Origin of the sequence: Pseudomonas botevensis, assembly GCF_019145475.1 — a bacterium.
GTDB classification, from domain to species: Bacteria; Pseudomonadota; Gammaproteobacteria; order Pseudomonadales; family Pseudomonadaceae; genus Aquipseudomonas; species Aquipseudomonas botevensis.
In genome coordinates this window covers 108412-122046 of sequence record NZ_JAHTKI010000018.1, presented here as the reverse complement: position 1 = coordinate 122046, position 13635 = coordinate 108412, and the positions used below count along the sequence as shown (strand labels likewise).

The window sequence follows — 13635 nt, the reverse complement described above, 5'->3', positions numbered from 1 at the left end:
TTACCTTTTTGGCGTTTGAAAAAGGTGACTCGCCGTCAGGGCGAAACCGCCAGCCGCAACACCCACAACAACGGATATTCACACCGCCCCCAAAAAAACACCCCCCACAACCAGACCAATTCCACAGATTCCCTCCACCCAACTACAGCCCAACCCTCAAACCAGAGTAACCTGACACCCGCACAATCCCCCCCCCGGAGACCCAAGCCGATATGGAACTTCATGTCGTGATCAACGGCCGCAAGGACCTCGCCGGTCAGTTGTATCAACAACTGCGTGGCGCCATCGAATCCGGACGACTGACCGCCGGCACCCAATTGCCCCCCAGCCGCCTGCTCGCCGAGCAACTGGGGATCTCACGCAAAACAATCTCCGATACCTACGCCCAGCTGACCTACGAAAACTTCCTCACCGGCGTGATCGGCAAAGGCACCTACGTCAACGCCCGCCCCGCCTCGCCCCAGCGCAAGCAAAGCCATTCGGAACTGGCCGGTGCCGACGTCATCGAGCGCTGGCGCAACCTGCCGGTGTTCCTTCGCCATCCGACGCTGGAAGGCTCGTTGCGCTATGACTTCATCGGCGGCGCCACCAGCAAGGGCCAGTTTCCCCAGGATGACTGGCGCCGCTGCGTCTCCCACGCGCTGCGCCAGATCGCCGCCTCCAAAGGCTTTTACAGCCTGCCCGAAGGCTTGCCGGCGCTGCGCAACGCGATTGCCCGGCACATCGCGTTCTCCCGTGGGGTCAATTGTCAGGACGAGGACATCGTGGTGTGCAACGGCGCGCAACAGGCGCTGGACCTGATCACCCGCGTTCTGATCAGCCCCGGCAGCCGGGTGGCGATGGAAGATCCCGGCTACCCGCCGGCGTGCCTGCTGTTCGGCACCCATGGCGCCGACGTGGTCGGGGTGCCGGTGGATGCCGAGGGGATTCAGGTCGAGCACATTCCCGATGGCACCCGCCTGATTTATGTAACGCCCTCGCATCAGTTTCCGCTGGGCATGCCGATGAGCCAGGCGCGGCGTGTAGCGCTGCTGGAGCGCGCCCACGAACTGGGCGCGATCATCATCGAGGACGACTATGACAGCGAATTCCGCTACGAGGGTCGCCCCACCGATTCGCTGCACAACCTCGATCAGCGCGGCATCGTCGCCTACGTCGGCACCTTCTCCAAGACCCTGCTGCCAGAACTGCGCCTGGGGTATGCGATCCTGCCGCCGGCGATTCTCGAAGCGGTGATCCGCGCCAAACAACTCACCGACCTGCACGCCTCCACCCTGCCGCAATGGGCGCTGGCGAAGTTCATCGCCGAGGGCTGCCTGCTCAAGCATATCCGCCGCTGTCACACCATTTATGCCCAGCGTCGCGAGCGCATTCTGGCGCGCATGGCCACCGATCTGGCGCCGTGGCTGGAGGCCGTGCCGCCCAGTGCCGGGTTTCATATGGCAGTGTTTTGCAAAGTGCCGATCAACCTGCCGCTGGTGATCGAACTGGCCAGAAAAGTCGAAGTCGGACTGTATGCCATCGACGGTTTCTTTCATCAGCAACCGGTCAGAAGCGGGATGTACTTCGGCTTCGGCGCCATCGAAACCCTGGACATCGACATCGCCCTTGATCGCCTGCGCGACATTCTGCAACAAGTGGCGTGAGAGATTGGTCTAACCGATTAACCGCTGATTGGTTATTGGTGATCCGGGAGTGCAGGCCTATCCTGCACAGGCGTTATCCCTCAATGAGCAGGATTCGTCCGGCCTGATTCAGGAGTGTGAGCAATGTCCAACGAAGTGATCAACACCGTTCAGGTGCAGGCTGCCACCGGCAGATCGGAGGAGCTGGGCAGGCAACTGCAGAAAATCGTCGAGACCCTGCGCCAGACGCCCGGCTGCGATTCCTACATGGTCGATCGCTGCCCCGAAGACAGCCACCGCTGGCTGGTCAGCGCCCACTGGCAGTCGGAGGCGGCCATGCAGGCGCACTTCAACCGGCCTGAGGCTCAAGGGTTTATCGACCTGATCGACAACCGGCTGGCAAACAGCGTCGACTTCAACAGCTTTCCGATTGTTTGAGTAACGATCAAAAGACCGCAGTCTTCGGCAGGTTCGAAGACTGCGGTCTTTTTTATGCGCCACACCGCACATTGGTCACCTGAACTTCCCGAATATTGGCGGTGTGAATGTCGCGGCGCGCGGACTACCGTGATGACCGACCACTCAGCCAACCGGTGACCTCCCATGAAAACCCTGCACGTGTTTGCCGCACCGCTCGCCGCCCTCGCCCTGACCGTTTCCGCGTCTGTACTGGCCCACGGCACTGACGCCCCGTCCGAGAAAGTCACGGTGCTGCAGGATCAGATGCTGAAAAACGTTCCGGGCAAAAAAGCCCTGATGATCGAAGTCGACTACAAGCCCGGACAATCCTCCATCGCCCACAAACACGAAGGCACCGCCATGGCCTACGTGCTGGAAGGCGAGATCGTTTCCCAGGTCAAGGGCGAACAGCCGATCACCTACAAGAAGGGCCAATACTGGTACGAGCCGGCCGGCTCCGAGCATCTGGTGTCGAAGAACGCCAGCAAGAGCAAACCTGCCAGGTTGCTGGTGTTCATGGTGCTCGCGCCAGAGGAACAAATACTGATTCCTCTGGAAAAGTGATCTCGCAACTACATGGCCCGGATCGTTGATTCGGGCCTTTTCCTTACTTCATTAAAACGCAACAACACCTAGCTCCATTGCGAGCGAAACATGAAGCAACCGTTACTCTCTTCGAATAATTAAAACTTCCATTAGTATCAGCGCTCGCAGGACGCGAACCCAACTTGATAATGGAATATGTATATGAGCACTGAACAACAGAAATCCTTTATTGCAGCCATCAGGTGCGATGACGCCGGCATGACCCTGTTCGGGCAATGGCTGGAAAGCAGCTGGTTCAACAACACCCTGGCCAATCAGCAAAATCGCCTGACCACCCGACACCGCTACTCCCGACTCGGAAAAATGGTCACCGCGCGAAAGGCCCGCCCGCAGACACGAACAAAGTCGGAAGACATGTTCGTGTACTTCCAGTCTCACGGCGATTGCTACACCCTGAAAATTCTGAGCGAAATCGGCCATGGCAAGTACATCGGCAAGGACCGGGACGGTTATCTGTCGGCACTGGCCGGCGCTGACAACGCCACGTCGTTCCATCTGCTGAACGCCAGCGACAGTATCGTGACCCTGGATCAACTGCCTTCCCGCCAGGCCAGCATTGCCTTGAAAGTGCGCAATGCCGGAACGATCAACCGGCAGTACAGGAGCAACCCGCATGTTTACAGCTACGCGGACAAGAGTGGCGACTCGGTGAAATTCAATCTCACGATTCTTGAACGAAGCGTCTCTCAACCCACTGGCAACACCCCTTACGTGGTCTGGATTGAACCGCTTCGCGGCGATGAAAACGACGACTGAGCATTAACAAAACAATAAGAAACGCCATCAGCCATAAGTGAAATGCTCAAATCTTCGGTTTGAGCATTTTTTATTCCCTTGAGCGATTAACCAAATCCGGTTACAGCAAACAAGACTATTGTTCAGCCTTTGTTCAGCCAATTGGTTATTTCGTTAATCATTGTCCGGTTTAGTATGTGGCAACTGTCGATATCGACGGCAACTTGAAACTTTGACTGACTTTGTTTCACGGGAGAAACACCATGAAACTTGTGTTTGCCGGTACTTTAGCGATTTCGGTATTAGCCCTGGCCGCCTGTTCGGTTCCCACCGCACCGAAAGCGGTGTCCTCGCTCGATACGCTGTTCACTGCCCCGGTGGGTCGCAGCAACGCGACTCAGGTGCAGAGCGGCCCCGGCGTGTCATTGGGCGTTGTCTACAGCCCGAGCACCCAGACCAACCGTGAATACCTGCGTGACTACCAGGCCAACGCCGGCACCGGTTTCGGCCAGAGCCTGCTGGTGCAGCCGATCCATGACGCCTACGTCGCCACTTCGAAGCCGGACATGGCGGTGGATTGGGTCAAAGCCTCGTTGCAACGTCAGTTCGGCTCGGTGACGGTTTACCCGGACATGCAGAGCCTGCGCGCCGCCCGGCCCGATGTGCTGGCGATCGTCGATACCCACAGCCAGCTGATGACATCGCGCAGTTCCGACATCAAGGCCGATGTGAGTGCCGACTTTTACGATGCGCAACTCAACTATATCGGCACGGCCAGAGGCTCAGACGCCGCAGCACTGAGCCCGCTATGGGCCGATTACAAGCGCACCGAGGACATCGTTGCCGATATCCATCAGCAGCAGGACGTGCAGGTTCGGGCGTTGCAGAAGTTTGACCAGTCGCTGGACAGTCTGGTGAGCCGGCCGGCGCAGAAGGTGTCGGTGCTCGAAGGTCATCAGGCGCAGAAGGTGTATTGACCGCAAAGGCCTCTTCGCGGGCAAGCCCGTTCCCACAAAAACAACACATTCCAATGAGGGAGCAACTGTCTGGTCATCCCTCTCCCAAAGGCAACTCCTGCCAATGTGGGAGCGAGCTTGCTCGCGAAGAGGCCAGTACCGACGCTACAAATCCTTAGGACAAAAAAAAGCCCCTGCATCTCACGATGCAGGGGCTTTTTCATTCAGCGCCGGATCAGGCCGGTTCAAGCTCGGTGTTTGCAGGTGCAACCACCGGTGCCTGGCCGCTGCTCAGCGCCACGTCGTTGAGCTCACGGTTGGCGACCGCATACATGGCGTAGTCGGTGCCGCTGGCGGCACGGATTTCCACCAGCATGGCGCGCCAGCGTTCGATCATCGCGGCATTCTGCTCCATCCACAGCGCCAGACGCGCTTCCACGTCCTGAGTGCCGCCGCCCGCTTGCAGAACGGCGATGGTGATCGCGCGTTGCTGCCAGTCGACGTCGTCACGGAACGCTTCACGGGCCAGGGCCTGCCAGTTGTTTTCAACCGGCAAGGCGCTGATCTGCGAGATGTACCAGGTGATGTCCAGGGCACTGCCCACGGCGAAGTAGGCCTTGGCCACTTCCGCCGGATCCTGGCCAGTCACGTCGGCAGCCTCGATGATCGGCAGCAGCGTGTACAGGTGCGTCGTACCCGCCACCATACGCGCCAGCAGCTCCGGTACACCGGCGGCAACGTAAGCCTGGTAACGTTCCTGCCAGTTTTCGCGAATTTCGCCGCTGAGCAGTTCGTCGAGCTTCAGACCCAGCTCCTTCAGGTGCGGACCGAAATGCGCGACGTCACGGGCAGCGTTCTGTTCGTTGCGACGGGCACGCAGGAACCAGCGCGTGGCGCGACGGCCCAGACGCATCAGCTCGTCCATCAGCTCCAGTTGCACGTCGGCGGAAACCTGATAGTCCAGGGCTTCGATCTGACGGAACCAGTGCGGGAGGTGGAAGATGTCGCGCACGATCACGTAAGCACCGGCCACGTTCGCCGGGGTCATGCCGGTCGACTCTTTCAGTCGCTGAACGAAAGTGATGCCCATGTGGTTGACCAGATCGTTGGCGATCTGGGTGCTGACGATCTCGCGCTTCAGGCGGTGACGACGCATGGCTTCGGCAAACTTGCTGACCAGGCTCGGCGGGAACGCCGTTTCCATGTCGCGGGTCAGGTAGTCATCATCCGGCACCAGCGAGTTGAGCAGCTGTTCCTTGAGGTCGATCTTGCTGTACGAGATCAGCACCGACAGCTCGGCGCGGGTCAGGCCATGGCCTTCGGCAACGCGCTCGGCCAGTTGCTCTTCGGTCGGCAGGAACTCGATGGCGCGATCCAGCTTGCCACGGCCTTCCAGGTCGCTCATCAGACGCTTGTACTCGGCGATCCGCGCGTAGGCACGGCGGGCCGCCAGGGACAGGGCCTGAGTCTGCTTGTAGTTGTTGCCCAGCACCAGGTTTCCGACTTCGTCGGTCATGCTCGACAGCAACTGGTTGCGTTGCTTGTCGGTCATGTCGCCGGCCTGAGTCACCTCGTTCAGCAGGATCTTGATGTTCACTTCGTGGTCGGAGCAGTCCACGCCACCGGCGTTGTCGATGAAGTCGGTGTTGGAACCGCCGCCATTGAGACCGAACTCCACACGGCCCAGTTGGGTCATGCCGAGGTTACCGCCCTCGCCCACCACTTTGCAGCGCAGCTCGTTGCCGTTCACACGCAGCGCATCGTTGGCCTTGTCGCCGACATCGGCGTGGCTTTCGGTGCTGGCCTTGACGTACGTACCGATACCGCCGTTCCACAACAGATCCACCGGCGCCTTGAGCAGCGCGTTCAGCAGTTCGGTCGGGGTCAGCTTGTCGGCCTGGATGTCGAAGCGCGCTTTCATTTCCGGCGAGATGGCGATGCTCTTCGCGCTGCGCGAGAAGATGCCGCCGCCGGCGGACATGATGCTGGTGTCGTAATCCGACCAGGCCGAACGCGGCAGGTCGAACATGCGCTGACGCTCGGCGAAGCTCGAAGCTGGATCCGGATTCGGGTCGATGAAGATGTGCAGGTGGTTGAACGCCGCGACCAGTTGCAGCTTGTCGGACATCAACAGACCGTTACCGAACACGTCGCCGGCCATGTCGCCCACGCCGACCACGGTGACGCTGTCTTCCTGGACGTTGATGCCGCGCTCGCGGAAGTGACGCTGTACGCCCACCCACGCGCCCTTGGCGGTGATGCCCATTTTCTTGTGGTCGTAACCGGCCGAACCACCGGAGGCGAACGCATCACCCAGCCAGAAGCCGTAGTCGATGGCGATGCCGTTGGCGATGTCGGAGAAGGTTGCAGTGCCCTTGTCCGCTGCCACTACCAGGTACGGGTCATCGTCGTCATGACGCACGACGTTGGCCGGCGGCACCAGGGCGCCGTCCTTCAGGTTGTCGGTGATGTCCAACAGACCGGAGATGAAGATGCGGTAGCAGGCGATGCCCTCGGCCGCGATCTCGTCACGGCTGCCGCCCAGTGGCAGGCGACGCGGCAGGAAGCCGCCCTTCGCACCCACCGGCACGATGACCGAGTTCTTCACTTGCTGGGCTTTCACCAGGCCAAGGACTTCGGTACGGAAGTCTTCTTCACGGTCGGACCAGCGCAGACCGCCGCGGGCCACGTTGCCGAAGCGCAGGTGGACGCCTTCGACGCGTGGCGAGTAGACGAAGATTTCGAACTTCGGCACCGGCTTCGGCAGCTCTGGAATCGCGTGCGGGTTGAACTTGAAGCTGAAGTACGACTTGTTCTGACCGTTGGCGTCGGTCTGATAGAAGTTGGTCCGCAGCGTGGCCTTGATCAGGTCCAGGTAACGACGCAGGATGCGGTCTTCGTTGAGCACCTGAACGTCGTCCAGCGCCGTCAGGATCGCTTGCTCCAGACGCAGTTGCTTGTCGTCCAGATCCTCGTTGCTCAGCTTGCGCGCCAGGTAGAAGCGGGTCTTGAACAACCGGGTCAGCTCACGAGCGATGTCGGTGTGGTTGTTCAGGGTGCTGGCGATGTAGCCGAGGTCGAAGCCCAGGCGGATCTGCTTCAGGTAGCGGGCGTAGGCACGCAGCAGCGCCACGTCGCGCCATGGCAGGCCGGCGGTCAGCACCAGACGGTTGAACGCATCGTTCTCGGCATCGCCACGGACGATGTGGACGAACGCGTCCTGCAGGGTGTCGTTGAGTTGCTGGATGTCCAGGTCCAGGCCTTCGGCAGCGGTGAAGGCAAAATCGTGGATCCAGAACTCGCGGCCATTGGTGTGGCGCAAGCGGTACGGGAACTCACCGAGCACGCGCAGACCGAGGTTTTCCAGGATCGGCAGAACGTCGGACAGGGCCAGCGGGGTATCGGCGTGATACAGCTTGCAGTGCAGCTCGCGCTGACCGGTCACCTGACCCAATGGCTGATAGAAGCTCATCACCAGCGGATTTTTTTCGCTCAGGCTGAGCAGGTGCTGCATGTCGACCACGGCCGAATGCGCGGCGAAACGCTCGCGGTAACCGGCCGGGAAGCCTTTCGGGAAGTCCGCCAGCACGTTGGTGCCCTGGGCTTCGCCGAAGTTTTCCACGGTCAGCGCGGTGTAGTCGTCCTGCCAGCTGCGGCAGGCCTGGATCACTTCGTTTTCCAGTTGCTGCGGGTCGATGTCGATGCGGTTTTTCGGGTCGACGCGCAGGATCAGCTGCACGCGCGCCAGCACGGACTCGGAGAAGAACGTCCAGAACTCGCAGTCGCTGGCCTTCAGGCGCTCCATCAGCACTTGCTGGATCTTCTGGCGGACTTCGGTGGAATAGATGTCACGCGGCACGTAGGCCAGGCAGTAGCAGAAGCGGCCGTACGGATCTTTGCGCAGGAACACGCGAATCTTGTTGCGCTCCTGGATCTGCACGATCGACATCACGGTGCTGAACAGCTCGTCGACCGGGGTCTGGAACAGGTCGTCACGCGGCAGCACTTCGAGCACCTGCGCCAGTTCCTTGCCCAGGTGAGCCTTGGCCTGGAAGCCGGAGCGGTGTTCGATTTCCTCGACCTTGCGACGGATGAACGGAATGCTCCGCACGCTCTCGCCGTACACCGACGAGGTGTACAGGCCCATGAAACGGTGTTCCTTGATGACTTTGCCGTTGGCGTCGATTTCACGGATCGACACGTAGTCCGGATACGCCGGACGGTGGACGCGGCTCGGGTGCGCGGCCTTGGCGAAGGTCAGCAGCTTCGGTTCACGCAGGTAGGTGACGGCGTAGTCTTCGATGCGCGTTTCGTCATACGTCATGCCGGTACGCAGCAGCTTGGTCAGGCCGAGGAACGAATGCTGGTCGTACTCGATGTGGCCGCCATCGGCCTGATCGGAAACCACGAATTCTTCGTAGCCCAGGAAGGTGAAATGATTGTTCACCATCCAGTCGAGGAAACTCTTGATTTCGTTCTTCTCGTCGGCATCGACGGCGAACGCGCTGTTATCGAGCCCGGTGAGGATTTCCTGCACCTTGGCCTTCATCGGCTCGAAATCGGCAACCGCGACGCGGACTTCGGCAAGAACCTGCTCCAGTTCCTTGGTCAGCACATTCAGCTCGGCCGCGTTGGCGCAGCGGTCGATTTCCAGGTACATCAGCGATTCGTGCTGAACGCCTTCGCCCGTGGTGCCCTTCGGCAGGATTTCCAGCAGTTCGCCCTTGTCGCCACGACGCACGCTCAGCACGGTGGTCTGCAGGGTGTGAATGCTGTAGCCGCGACGGTTCAGCTCGGTACGCACCGAGTCCACCAGGAACGGCAAGTCATGGTGCAGCACTTCGACCGCGGTGTGGGTCGACTGCCAGCCATGACGTTCGTAATCGGGGTTGTAGACGCGCACTTGCGGTTGCGCGTGATCGAAGCGCTCAAGCAGGCGCCACGCAGAAAGAGTACAGCCAGCGAGGTCGGAGAGGCGACGCTGGGTCAACTCGTCCAGGGAAATGATGCCGAAGAATTGTTCAGCGAACAGCGCCACTTGTGGCAGTGCCTGTTCACTGATGTGCTGCGCCAGTGCCGCTTGCAGTTGATGCTGGAAGTCGGCTTTGCTGGCTGCGGTGAAGAACGCCATCTGTGGTACTCCGCTTGGGCTTGTTATTGATGGAAAGCGTCACATGCAAAACCCCTTTCGGGGCGTTTCGTCGCCCTGTTCCTGATTCTCGGGCAGAGGAAACAGGGTGACAGGTGGGTGAAGCTGGACGAGACAATCAAGTCACATTCACCTTCCATGGATGGGCATCTGCAAAAACGACTGCCAGGTGCATCGACAATGCCTTTACGGGTGCCCATCCGTTGCGCAGCTTAAAGGCTGCGACAATGTGTCTGCTTGCGGTGCTGCGACATATTCGGTCATTGGCACGTAAACGGCGTCGAATGCATCGAACAACACTAGCAGCCGTTGAGGAAACTGGCCGGTTCAAAGGCGGATTTGCGGAACCGGCGTGCCAGAAGCGATGACTTGGCGTTACACATCCCGAAATGAAAACGCCCATGGCCGTTGCCGGACCATGGGCGCTCGAACCGGATCAGTCCGGCAGCTCTTCGAAAGCCCTGAATTTGCTGATGGTGGAGCAGTCGTAGCAGACGGTTCGCAGGATCATCTTGTCCATGCTGGCGTCGATGTTGGGGGAGTCGCATTCGCGGCAGAACAACTGATGATTGTCTGGATCGGAGACGGACGGCGTGAACGGGTTGTAGCGTGCCGCCTGCTCCAGCCGGTCACGCTCCGCCTTGACGGCAATCTGTTGCTGGCGGACTTTGGCGCACTTCCCGCAATTGCACCTCTCGCGCCTGCCCGCCTCGCGGCGGGCAACGGGGTCGGATGCGTAATAGCGATGTGCGCAACTTGCGCAGTTGTACACGTATCGCGAAACCGGCGTTCCTCTGGCCGGACGACGCATCCACATCGGCAGATCACAATACGGGCAGGTCAGGTCCGCACTGACCATCGGCGGCAACACTTCCAGCACGCTGTTCAGTGTTGTCGGGAGGCCGAATTCGGCGATCAGTCCGGCTTTCTTTTCACCGCCGAGGTAACGCTGATAAAGCTGTTCGACCTGCGCCTCGGACAAATGCCGGATTTCTTCCGGCCATTCGAAATATTGAGTCATTGAAAGAGATCCTTTTTTTCATGATGGCAATCGCACTCCCTTGCGGTTGAACTACGGAATCTGGCGGCAAACGCGGGTTCAAACAAGCCCAAAACCGCTGAACGGCCGCGATTTTGTCGATTTCCCGAAGCCCTACCCGGAACAGGAAATATTCGTACCAGCCCGTCTGAAAAGTCTTTAAGAACAATCCCTCGCAAACGCCGCTTAGCGGCGCCATCAGTCCTGATGTCCAAAAAGTGACCGCAAAATTCAACCTCAGACACTGGAGAAATTCGCGCCCTATCCGTTTTCTCTCTCAAATGAGTTGCGCTCTGTACTCGTCGGTTACGGTGTACATAAAACCTATATAAAACAGAGCATTAGAAGAATCTAATCATTTCTTACAGACCAGCAGGATTTACCCCACACAATTATAAGAACGTTTTCCTACAGCACAGTTTGTGCACTGTAGCGAGTAGTGCTATCAATATTTTCAAGTTACAAACTACCGCTCCCAAGAAACAAAAAGCCCAAAGGATTGGGCTTTCAACAGAAAGGAACCAACATGCCAGAAGACAACTTCCCAGGAATAATCACTTACGGCGACGGATCATGGGAAATATATCCTCTAAATCCAGGAAGGCTCCGTGACGACATCCGCAAGAACTACCCTCTCGGCAATCCAATGCATGGATTTACCCTGGCCATCGAAAACGACTATCTCACCCGCACGCAAAATCTTGATCAAGACTTACAGATAGAATTAAACGCTGCAGAAAGCACCTCCCCACCATTCACAACAAGTTCACCGGAGGCATGGCTAAACAGAGCGATCAACGTAGTCAATGAGCTATTGTTTCAAAAAAACGCAAACCTTCAAAAACAACTTAGAACCGCTCAAGAATCAAAACAGCATGCAAAGCTGCAAGCCACTTACGACTCAATAATTTCGCAAAAGCAAATCGCAAGCCTTCAAGACAGGCAAACCAGACTCTATGCTGAAGTCGCCCGGCGCCGGGCCGAAGCTCTAGCGCTACAGCAGGCAGTTGAAGCACAACGACAAGCACAAGAACAGGCTCGCCTCACTGCACTTGCAGAAGCCATACGACTCGACGACGAAAAAGCTGCCGCAGCAGCAGAAGAAGCACGACAACTCGATGATTACAAACGCAGCGTGGCCTACGTCGCCGACGCAAACAAATACATCCTGGAGAAGTACGGCGCAAACCTGCACCAAGTGGTGACTGATCTTCAAAAAGACATTTCAGGCAAAAAGATTCGCAGCTACAGCGAGGCCATGCAGACCTTCGAGCAGGTGCGGACCAACCCGAATGCAAGGCTCAGCCCGCAGGATACCCGCGCGGTGGTGGACGCATTGAATGCGCTGGACAAGGCGACCTACATGGACAACGTCAATCGACTGGCCAAGGGGTTTGGGGTGACCGGCAAAATAGTGCAGGCACACTCGGTAATAGAGAAGACGGTCATTGGCTTTCGTGACGGCGACTGGAGGCCTTTGATGCTGGAGTTGGAAAGTATTGCTGCGGGAATGGGGGCAGGCGCAATACTGGCGGCTGCCGCAGCTTACTTTTTCCCAACCCTCATTCTCACCATACCCGGCATCGTGGCGATCGGTTTGCTGATTGCCTTGGCGGGTGCCTTTTTTAGTGCAGAAAACGTAGAAAAAATAAACTTGCTTATCCTCAATAAATTTAACAGTACACCCCAAAAAAGATAAAAATCAGCTGTAGCTGGGTTAAGCCTACAACTTAAGGCTTAGCCCTGCTATCGACCTGAGACCAACACACTTAGCAGAGAGTAAAACATGAGTAAAGAGGCACCTGAAATAACCGTATCACCATTGATCGTATGTCTTTTCTGCGCACCTATTTTTTTCATCAATTTTTTCCTTCCCGCCATTCCACAAACAGCGATGGATATGGCCATCAATGACTTTCTGGACAATCAACTACTAGGCCTGATCGGATTTTGGTCATCTTTATTCCCCTTCAGCTCCAAAGCAACCGCAAACTACATCGCAATCGCAGGACCAATCTGTGCGACCACTCTATTTTGCAAAACATACAAAACAATGAACATCAATCCTGCCCAATATAAAAAACCACTCTTTCCACGCTTTGTCGCAGGAGTATTTTTCACGCCATTGCTCGTTATATTTTACGCATTTGTCTTTTATCTGACCGACACAGACCTCGGTCGCGGAAACGGTAGATATGGCAAAATATTTGGCCAGCACATATTTTTCTATTCAATATATTCTTCGGCAATGCTGTTCGTTTTTTTCTTGATTCCCATCTTGATCCATCGCGCATTCTTTTACTTCCCCTGGCTCCTGATTAAAAACTGGAAGGAAAAGCAAAGGTGCCGCCACTCCGGATGAACTCGTCCCCACCCTTGAAATACAAGCCTGCAAAAAAAATCTCGCGCTGGCAAAATTGTGGTTTCAGTGCCCCATAGCATCCGCCCACCCAGGACTTCCCCCCATGCAAATGACCACCGACCTTTTGATCGTCAACCCGTGCGACGACGAGGAAGACAACATGGCCATGCTTTGCTGCCACAGCAAGAAAGGCGAAATGTTTCTGATGAGCCGTTATCCGGACGAAGACGAGCTGGAAATCACCTTGGACGGCGAGCCTTCAACGCTGGACGGCGTCAAGGCCACATTGACCGCCACCCTGCTGAAAATCGAAATCGCAGCGGCGGATGCTGATGCCCTGAACGGGGATGATGTGCTGGAAATCACGTTCAACCCGGACATGGTCGATCTGGCCGAGGTTGAGGAAACCCTGAAAAACATTCTTGACGGGACCGGGACCTTCATCAGCCAGATTTGATGGGGCCTGAACTGGCGCCTTCGCGAGCAAGCTCGCTCCCACAATGGACCGTGTTTCCCTGACAGAACGCGGTCACGTTGGGAGCGAGCTTGCTCGCGAAAGGCCTCGAAAGAACACCGCACCTCCCCCGCCCTACAAATTTCCAACAATTACCCCAGTCATTTCCCGCACTTTGCGCAAAATGCCGTTAGTCGCCACCCCCTGCGATGGATTAAAGTAACGCCCCCAGCCCCGGCGTTATTCGAAC

Annotated in this window: 10 protein-coding genes; 8 read left to right on the top strand and 2 right to left on the bottom strand. The window is 57.6% G+C overall.

Annotated features, from left to right (window positions below):
• Positions 1–212 precede the first annotated feature (212 nt).
• The 5 genes from pdxR (at position 213) to KVQ74_RS21510 (ending at position 4402) form a co-directional block, all read left to right on the top strand.
• On the top strand, positions 213–1646 hold the full coding sequence (gene pdxR, locus KVQ74_RS21530; protein WP_217833286.1) for a MocR-like pyridoxine biosynthesis transcription factor PdxR: 1434 nt from the start codon (positions 213–215) through the stop codon (positions 1644–1646).
• A gap of 123 nt (positions 1647–1769) precedes the next feature.
• On the top strand, positions 1770–2063 hold the full coding sequence (locus tag KVQ74_RS21525; protein ID WP_217833283.1) for a putative quinol monooxygenase: 294 nt from the start codon (positions 1770–1772) through the stop codon (positions 2061–2063).
• A 165-nt stretch (positions 2064–2228) separates the two neighbouring features.
• Entirely contained in the window at positions 2229–2648 is a 420-nt protein-coding gene (locus tag KVQ74_RS21520; protein ID WP_217833281.1) for a cupin domain-containing protein, read from the top strand.
• Between the two features lie 183 nt (positions 2649–2831).
• Entirely contained in the window at positions 2832–3446 is a 615-nt protein-coding gene (locus tag KVQ74_RS21515) for a hypothetical protein (RefSeq protein WP_217833279.1), read from the top strand.
• Between the two features lie 242 nt (positions 3447–3688).
• Positions 3689–4402, top strand: coding sequence for an ATPase (locus KVQ74_RS21510; RefSeq protein ID WP_217833276.1), 714 nt, complete (start codon positions 3689–3691; stop codon positions 4400–4402).
• Positions 4403–4616: 214 nt separating this feature from the next.
• On the opposite strand, the gene KVQ74_RS21505 is transcribed toward KVQ74_RS21510, so the two are convergent.
• Complete coding sequence (locus KVQ74_RS21505) at positions 4617–9512, bottom strand: NAD-glutamate dehydrogenase (RefSeq protein WP_217833274.1); 4896 nt, start codon at positions 9510–9512, stop codon at positions 4617–4619.
• A 454-nt stretch (positions 9513–9966) separates the two neighbouring features.
• Positions 9967–10551, bottom strand: coding sequence for a hypothetical protein (locus KVQ74_RS21500; RefSeq protein WP_217833272.1), 585 nt, complete (start codon positions 10549–10551; stop codon positions 9967–9969).
• 544 nt (positions 10552–11095) lie between these two features.
• Between KVQ74_RS21500 and KVQ74_RS21495 the strand changes: the two genes are divergently transcribed.
• The 3 genes from KVQ74_RS21495 (at position 11096) to KVQ74_RS21485 (ending at position 13388) form a co-directional block, all read left to right on the top strand.
• The gene (locus tag KVQ74_RS21495) at positions 11096–12268 is read left to right on the top strand and encodes a colicin-like pore-forming protein (protein WP_217833270.1); all 1173 of its coding nucleotides are present in this window, start codon (positions 11096–11098) and stop codon (positions 12266–12268) included.
• 87 nt (positions 12269–12355) lie between these two features.
• Positions 12356–12931, top strand: a complete 576-nt coding sequence (gene cui / locus KVQ74_RS21490; RefSeq protein ID WP_217833267.1) for a colicin immunity protein Cui — start codon at positions 12356–12358, stop codon at positions 12929–12931.
• Positions 12932–13034: 103 nt separating this feature from the next.
• Positions 13035–13388, top strand: coding sequence for a hypothetical protein (locus KVQ74_RS21485; RefSeq protein WP_217833265.1), 354 nt, complete (start codon positions 13035–13037; stop codon positions 13386–13388).
• The last annotated feature ends 247 nt before the right edge of the window (positions 13389–13635 follow it).